Annotated in this window: 3 protein-coding genes; all 3 read left to right on the plus strand. The window is 46.1% G+C overall.

Translation table 11 applies throughout. The features are described 5' to 3' along the window. The first annotated feature begins 52 nt into the window (after nt 1–52). The 3 genes from V1L65_RS27180 (at nt 53) to rpoC (ending at nt 8,249) form a co-directional block, all read left to right on the plus strand. Nucleotides 53–652 (plus strand): class I SAM-dependent methyltransferase, encoded by a 600-nt coding sequence (locus V1L65_RS27180; RefSeq protein ID WP_331702458.1) that lies wholly within the window; start codon nt 53–55, stop codon nt 650–652. A gap of 379 nt (nt 653–1,031) precedes the next feature. Beyond that, nucleotides 1,032–4,595, plus strand: a complete 3,564-nt coding sequence (gene rpoB / locus V1L65_RS27185; RefSeq protein WP_331702459.1) for a DNA-directed RNA polymerase subunit beta — start codon at nt 1,032–1,034, stop codon at nt 4,593–4,595. 57 nt (nt 4,596–4,652) lie between these two features. Then, the gene (rpoC, locus tag V1L65_RS27190; protein WP_442955724.1) at nt 4,653–8,249 is read left to right on the plus strand and encodes a DNA-directed RNA polymerase subunit beta'; all 3,597 of its coding nucleotides are present in this window, start codon (nt 4,653–4,655) and stop codon (nt 8,247–8,249) included. Nucleotides 8,250–8,294: the final 45 nt, after the last annotated feature.

Below are 8,294 nucleotides of genomic sequence, written 5' to 3' on the forward strand. Positions count from 1 at the left end.
GACAAGACGGCAAAGTCGCTCTGTCTTTTATTTTGCAATGGAGGTAATTAAAATGTCAGGTCATTATTATTCCCAAAGGCCGGAGGCGGCGCATCAAAGGCAGGTTCATGAAACGGTATTACGGGGCGAAAAGATGAAGTTCATGACTGATTCTGGCGTTTTTTCGAAAACGGGTGTTGATTATGGCAGCCGTGTTTTAATCGAAGCGTTAGAAATTGATAAAACCGCGAAGGTGCTAGATGTGGGATGCGGCTACGGGCCTATTGGCTTGTCGGCAGCGAAGCTTGCGCCGCAAGGGCATGTTACGATGATAGATATTAATGAAAGAGCAGTACAATTATCGACTGAAAATGCAAAGCTTAATGGGATTGCTAATGTTACTGTTCTTCAAAGTGATTTATTTGCATCTGTCAAAGACGAGCACTTTGATGTTATAGTAACAAATCCTCCAATTAGAGCAGGAAAAGCGACGGTACATCGCATTTTTGAAGAGGGTTCGCAGTTGCTCAATGAAGGCGGCGGCATGTGGATCGTTATTCAAAAAAAACAGGGAGCGCCATCGGCGAAGGAAAAGCTTGAGCAGTTATTTGCGGAAGTGATAGAAGTGACAAAAGATAAGGGATATCGTATTTTCAAAGCAATAAAAGGCTGATTGGATCAATATATGAAGATTGGATATTATTTTTGAAAGTAAGTCATGAAAATATTGACTTGACTTTTTGAATATGGTAGAATTATAAAATGTCAGCATAAAATGGGCTGATAACGCTTTAGTTCACTAAAATGTCAAGTGTGAATTTTAGGCGCGCGGATTTGCATAAAATTTGCCTTTATTGACTACCACGTTTGTTTTTTGGGCAAAATTACTTGATAGGATACCATCGTACCCGCGCTACGAGTGGCATGCTGCTGAAACATGCTCTTTTTTCGAGTTGATATTCGATAAGGGCTTTTCTTTATTTATCACTATAGGCGACTGAGAAACAGTCGTCAAGAGTAGCGCAGTGAAATATCGATGCTGTGAGACAGACATGAGGGGTGAGGTTAAGTTGGCAGGACAACTTGTTCAGTATGGTCGGCGCAAACGCCGGAGCTACGCTCGGATCAACGAGGTGCTGGAAGTCCCGAACCTGATTGAAATCCAACAAAAATCGTATGAGAAGTTTCTGGATAATGATTTGATTGAATTGTTCCAGGATATTTCTCCGATTTCGGACTTTACGGGCAATCTATCGCTTGAGTTTATCGACTATAGCTTAGGCGAACCGAAATATTCGGTTGACGAGTCGAAAGAACGCGACGTGACTTATGCAGCTCCTTTGCGAGTCAAAGTACGGCTTTATAACAAGGAGACTGGCGAGGTCAAGGAGCAAGAAGTGTTCATGGGAGATTTCCCGCTTATGACCGAGACAGGCACGTTTATTATTAACGGAGCCGAACGTGTAATTGTCAGTCAATTGGTTCGCTCCCCAAGTGTGTACTTCAGCACGAAGGTTGATAAGAACGGAAAGAAAACGTACACGGCAACTGTAATTCCAAACCGCGGAGCGTGGCTGGAGCTTGAGACCGACGCGAAGGACATTATCTATGTTCGTATCGATCGTACGCGTAAAATACCGGTAACGGTGTTGCTGCGCGCACTTGGTTTTGGCACGAATGCGGAAATTTTGGATTTGCTTGGTCACGATGAATATATTAGCAATACCCTTGATAAGGATAACACCGATTCAACGGAAAAAGCTTTGATTGAAATTTACGAGCGCCTTCGTCCGGGCGAGCCGCCGACGCTTGAAAACGCAAAGAGCTTGCTGGTTGCGCGCTTCTTCGATCCAAAGCGTTATGATTTGGCCAATGTAGGCCGCTACAAGATTAACAAAAAGCTTCATATTAAAAATAGATTATTCAACCAGCAGCTCGCTGAAAATTTGGTTGATCCGACAACAGGTGAAATTATTGCCGAGTCGGGCCAAATGATTGACCGCCGTTTGCTGGATGAAATTCTTGATAAGCTTGAAACCAATGTAGGCTTCAAAACTTATCATGTCGCTAATGGAGTGCTTGATGCCGATAGTATACCACTACAGGCTATCAGTGTATTCTCACCGCATGATGAAGGCAAAGTAATTAAAATAATTGCTAATGGTGTAATTGACAAGAGTGTTAAACATATTACACCTGCAGACATTATTGCTTCCATTAATTACTTTATCAACCTGCTTCATGGCGTAGGCAGCACAGACGATATTGACCACTTGGGCAACCGTCGTCTTCGCTCTGTTGGAGAGCTTCTGCAAAATCAGTTCCGTATCGGTTTGTCCCGTATGGAGCGCGTAGTGCGCGAGCGCATGTCCATTCAAGATGCGAATGCGATTACGCCTCAAGCGCTTATTAATATACGTCCAGTAATTGCGTCGATCAAGGAGTTCTTCGGATCCTCCCAGCTTTCGCAATTTATGGACCAGACTAACCCGCTTGCTGAGCTTACGCATAAGCGTCGTTTGTCTGCACTGGGACCAGGCGGTTTGACGCGTGAGCGTGCGGGCTTTGAAGTTCGTGACGTTCATAACTCTCACTATGGCCGTATGTGTCCGATTGAAACACCGGAGGGTCCGAACATCGGATTGATCAACTCCTTGTCTTCTTATGCAAGAATTAATGAGTACGGATTTATTGAAGCGCCATATCGTTGGGTTGATCCAAAAACTGGCGTTGTAACAGAACAAATTTCATATTTGACTGCCGATGAAGAGGATAACTACATCATTGCGCAAGCGAATGCGCCTCTGACAGATGATAACAAATTCGCAGAATCGCAAACGATCGTACGTTACAACAAGCAGGCAGATAATATTTTGACTATGCCGAGTAATCGCGTTGATTATATGGACGTATCTCCTAAGCAAGTTGTTTCAGTTGCAACGGCGCTCATTCCGTTCCTGGAGAACGATGACTCCAACCGTGCTCTGATGGGATCGAACATGCAGCGTCAGGCTGTTCCGCTGCTTGTTCCAGAAGCTCCTTTCGTAGGTACAGGTATGGAACATAAGGCAGCTAAAGATTCCGGCGTTTGCGTAGTATCTAAATATGATGGCGTCATTGAACGTTCATCTGCTAACGAAATATGGCTGCGCCGTGTGGAGTTGGTTGATGGCAAGCCGGTTAATGGCGATTTGGTTAAGCATAAATTGCATAAGTTTACTCGTTCCAACCAAGGAACATGCATTAATCAGCGACCTCTAGTGCGCAGGGGCGATATCATTAAGAAGGGCGACATTCTAGCTGATGGTCCTTCGACTGAAACAGGCGAATTGGCACTAGGCCGCAACGTAGTCGTAGCGTTTATGACTTGGGAAGGCTACAACTACGAGGATGCGATTCTTCTTAGCGAGCGTCTCGTGAAGGAAGATGTATTTACTTCTATTCATATTGAAGAATATGAATCAGAAGCCCGCGATACGAAGCTTGGTCCAGAGGAAATTACTCGCGATATTCCTAACGTTGGCGAAGAAGCTCTTCGCAATCTGGATGAGCGCGGTATTATCCGAATTGGTGCCGAGATTAGCGCTGGCGATATTCTAGTAGGTAAAGTAACGCCTAAGGGCGTGACGGAGCTTACTGCTGAAGAACGCTTGCTGCATGCAATCTTCGGCGAAAAAGCTCGTGAGGTTCGCGATACTTCCTTGCGTGTGCCGCATGGTACCGACGGTATCGTTGTAGATGTTAAAGTGTTTACGCGTGAGAACGGCGACGAGCTGCCTCCTGGCGTAAATCAACTGGTACGTGCATATATCGCTCAGAAGCGTAAAATTTCTGAAGGCGATAAGATGGCTGGACGTCACGGTAACAAAGGGGTTATCGCGCGTATTATGCCGGAAGAGGATATGCCGTTCCTTCCAGATGGCACGCCGGTTCAAGTTGTGCTTAACCCGCTAGGTGTTCCATCTCGTATGAACATCGGTCAGGCGCTTGAGGTTCACTTGGGAATGGCTTGTAAGTATCTGGGCATTCATGCTGCTACACCTGTATTCGACGGTGCGAATGAGGAAGATGTGTTCGATACGATGGAAGAAGCAGGCATGCAGCGTAACGGTAAAACTGTTCTTTACGATGGTCGTACTGGCGATCGCTTCGAACGCGAGGTTACAGTCGGCGTTATGTATATGATTAAGCTGGCGCACATGGTTGATGATAAAATCCATGCTCGTTCCACTGGACCTTACTCTCTTGTTACGCAGCAGCCGCTTGGTGGTAAAGCACAATTCGGCGGTCAGCGTTTTGGTGAGATGGAGGTTTGGGCACTTGAGGCATATGGCGCAGCGTATACCCTGCAAGAGATTTTGACGGTGAAGTCAGATGACGTTGTTGGACGCGTGAAAACATATGAATCGATCGTTAAGGGCGAGAATGTTCCTGAGCCTGGCGTACCTGAATCCTTTAAAGTTTTGATCAAGGAGCTTCAAAGCTTAGGTATGGATGTCAAAATCCTGACTGAGAACGAAGAAGAGATCGAAATGAAAGAAATAGATGAAGATGATGAGGCTACGGGCGATAAGCTCAACCTTAATCTGGAAGGCGCCGAAGTCGGCGTTGAATAATAGCCATACATGACGAAGGAGGGTTGCTCCTTGTTGGACGTGAACAACTTCGAGTATATGAAAATTGGTCTGGCTTCGCCTGACAAGATACGCTCGTGGTCCCGCGGAGAAGTTAAGAAGCCGGAGACAATCAACTATAGGACGTTAAAACCGGAGAAGGAAGGACTCTTCTGCGAGAAAATTTTTGGACCGACCAAAGATTGGGAGTGCCATTGCGGCAAATACAAACGCGTTCGTTACAAAGGTGTAGTCTGTGACCGTTGTGGCGTCGAAGTAACTCGTGCGAAAGTGCGCCGTGAGCGCATGGGACATATTGAGCTTGCCGCTCCTGTGTCTCACATCTGGTACTTCAAAGGCATCCCAAGCCGTATGGGTCTGGCGCTTGATATGTCTCCTCGTTCCCTTGAGGAGATCATATACTTTGCATCTTATGTAGTAACAGATCCAGGCGACACACCGCTTGAGAAAAAGCAATTGCTATCTGAGAAGGAATACCGCAGCTATCGCGAAAAGTATGGCTACGGCTTCCAGGCTGGCATGGGTGCTGAAGCAGTCAAAAAACTGCTTCAGGACATCGATGTTGAAAAGGAGCTTGGTCAGCTCAAAGAAGAGCTGCGCACAGCTCAAGGTCAGCGCCGTAATCGTGCGATCAAGCGTCTTGAGGTTATTGAAGCATTCCGCAATTCCGGCAATGAGCCGGACTGGATGATTCTTGATGTGCTTCCGGTTATTCCGCCGGAGCTTCGCCCAATGGTTCAGCTGGACGGCGGACGCTTTGCGACATCTGACCTTAATGATTTGTACCGCCGCGTTATTAACCGCAATAACCGTTTGAAGCGCCTATTGGACTTGGGCGCTCCGGATATTATCGTGCAAAACGAGAAGCGTATGCTGCAAGAAGCGGTAGACGCCTTGATTGATAATGGACGTCGTGGACGTCCGGTAACAGGTCCTGGTAACCGTCCGCTTAAATCTCTAAGCCATATGCTTAAAGGAAAGCAAGGACGTTTCCGTCAAAACCTGCTGGGTAAGCGTGTTGACTATTCAGGACGTTCCGTTATCGTTGTAGGACCAAACCTGAAGATGTACCAATGCGGCTTGCCGAAAGAAATGGCTCTAGAGCTATTTAAGCCTTTCGTTATGAAAGAGCTTGTTAATAAAGGGCTTGCTCATAATATTAAGAGCGCTAAGCGCAAAGTTGAGCGTGTAAGTCCAGAAGTATGGGATGTTCTAGAGGAAGTTATTCGTGAGCATCCGGTATTGCTGAATCGCGCGCCAACGCTTCACAGACTTGGTATTCAAGCGTTTGAACCAATTCTTGTTGAAGGCCGTGCAATCAAGCTTCACCCGCTCGTATGTACAGCTTACAATGCTGACTTTGACGGGGACCAAATGGCTGTGCACGTTCCGCTATCCGCGGAAGCTCAAGCAGAAGCTCGTTTGCTTATGCTGGCATCCGGCAATATCCTTAACCCTAAGGATGGCAAGCCGGTTGTAACTCCATCACAGGATATGGTGCTAGGAAGCTACTATCTAACGATGGATAATAATAAAGCACTAGGCAGCGGTTCTGTATTCTCGTCTGTTAACGAAGCGGTATCCGCTTATCAGCGTGGAGCAGTTTCCCTGCATGCGCGTGTGTTTATTCCAGCGAGAGTTCTTAATAAAAAGCAGTTCACAGAGTCACAGAATAATTCCTTGCTCGTTACAACAGTGGGTAAGATTATTTTCAATGAGAGTTTCCCGAAAGACTTCCCATACATCAATGAGGCTACAAAAGGAAACTTGCTGCAAGGCACACCGGATAAGTATTTCATAAGCGAAAAAGGTGCTGACCTTCGCAAATATACAGAAGATGCTACTATTCCGCCGGCTATCGGTAAAGATTACCTGGCCCTGATTATTGGAGAATGCTTCCGTATATATGACACAACCTTGACAGCTATTCTTCTAGACCGAATCAAAGAGCTTGGATTCACATATTCTACTAAGGCCGGTATTACAATCGGCGTAGCCGACGTAATTATTCCGCCAGAGAAAAGTGAAATTATGAAGAGCTCTGATGAGAAGGTTGCTCTAGTTATGAATCAGTATCGTCGTGGTTTGATTACCAATGATGAGCGTTATGACCGAATTATCGAAATCTGGGGCGATTGTAAAGAAGAAATTACGAGCGTTCTTATGAAATCAATGGATCGTTATAACAACATCATGCTTATGGTTGACTCCAAAGCGCGCGGTAACAAATCTCAGATTACACAGCTCGGCGGTATGCGCGGATTGATGGCCAACCCATCCGGACGGATTATTGAGTTGCCGATCAAATCCAACTTCCGCGAAGGGCTAACCGTACTAGAGTACTTTATCTCGACGCATGGTGCTCGTAAAGGTCTTGCCGATACAGCGCTGCGTACAGCTGACTCCGGTTATCTCACAAGACGTCTTGTTGACGTTGCCCAGGATGTTATTGTACGCGAGGATGATTGCGGTACAGATAAAGGCTTCACTGTTAGCAAAATTCAAGACGGCAAAGAGGTTATTGAAGATCTTTACGACCGTATTGAAGGACGCTATGCGTTTGAAACAGTTCGCCATCCGAACTCAGGCGACGTTATCGTTAATCGCAATGAGCTGATTGATGCTAACAAAGCGACTGAGATCGTTCAAGCAGGCGTTGAAAAACTACAAATCCGTTCCGTTCTTAGCTGCCGTGCGCGTCATGGCGTATGTAAGATTTGCTATGGGCGAAATCTTGCTACAGGCAAGCACGTTGAGATTGGTGAAGCAGTCGGTATTATCGCTGCACAATCAATCGGCGAGCCGGGTACACAGCTTACAATGCGTACGTTCCATACGGGCGGCGTAGCGGGCGACGATATTACACAAGGTTTGCCGCGTATTCAAGAGTTGTTTGAGGCGCGTAATCCGAAGGGTCAAGCGATTATTTCCGAGCTTGATGGTGTAATCAAAGAAATCCGTGAAGCGAAAGACCGTCGTGAGATCGAGGTACAAGGCGAAGCGGAATCCAAAGTATATGCCGTAACTTATGGCTCTCGAATCCGTGTAACAGAAGGACAGCATATCGAAGCAGGGGATGAATTGACCGATGGTTCAATCGATCCGAAGGATATGCTGCGCATTAAAGGCATTCGGGGCGTTCAAAACTATATTCTTCAAGAAGTACAGCGCGTTTACCGGAACCAAGGGGTTGAAATCAATGACAAGCATATCGAGGTCATGATTAAGCAAATGCTCCGCAAAATCCGAATTGTTGACGCAGGCGGTACTACGCTTCTGCCAGGCGCGTTTGTTGATATTCATGAATATGAAGCAGCAAACCATGAAGCAATCTTCTCTGACCAAGAGCCAGCAGTAGCTAAACCGGTTCTGCTTGGTATTACGAAGGCTTCTCTTGAAACAGATTCCTTCTTGTCAGCGGCATCCTTCCAGGAGACGACTCGTGTCTTGACAGATGCAGCAATTAAAGGCAAGGTTGACCAATTGCTTGGTCTTAAAGAGAATGTTATTATCGGTAAGCTGATTCCTGCTGGTACAGGTATGCAGCGTTATCGCAACATTCGCTTTAATGGAATTGAAGAGGAAGCAGCTGAAGAGCTGGAAGCTGATCTTGAAGAAGTAACAGTAGCAGAATAATAAACAAATAAAGCGGTACACACTCTTTAGTGTGTACCGCTTTAT

This window comes from Paenibacillus sp. IITD108 (assembly GCF_036541265.1).
Lineage (GTDB): Bacteria > Bacillota > Bacilli > Paenibacillales > Paenibacillaceae > Pristimantibacillus.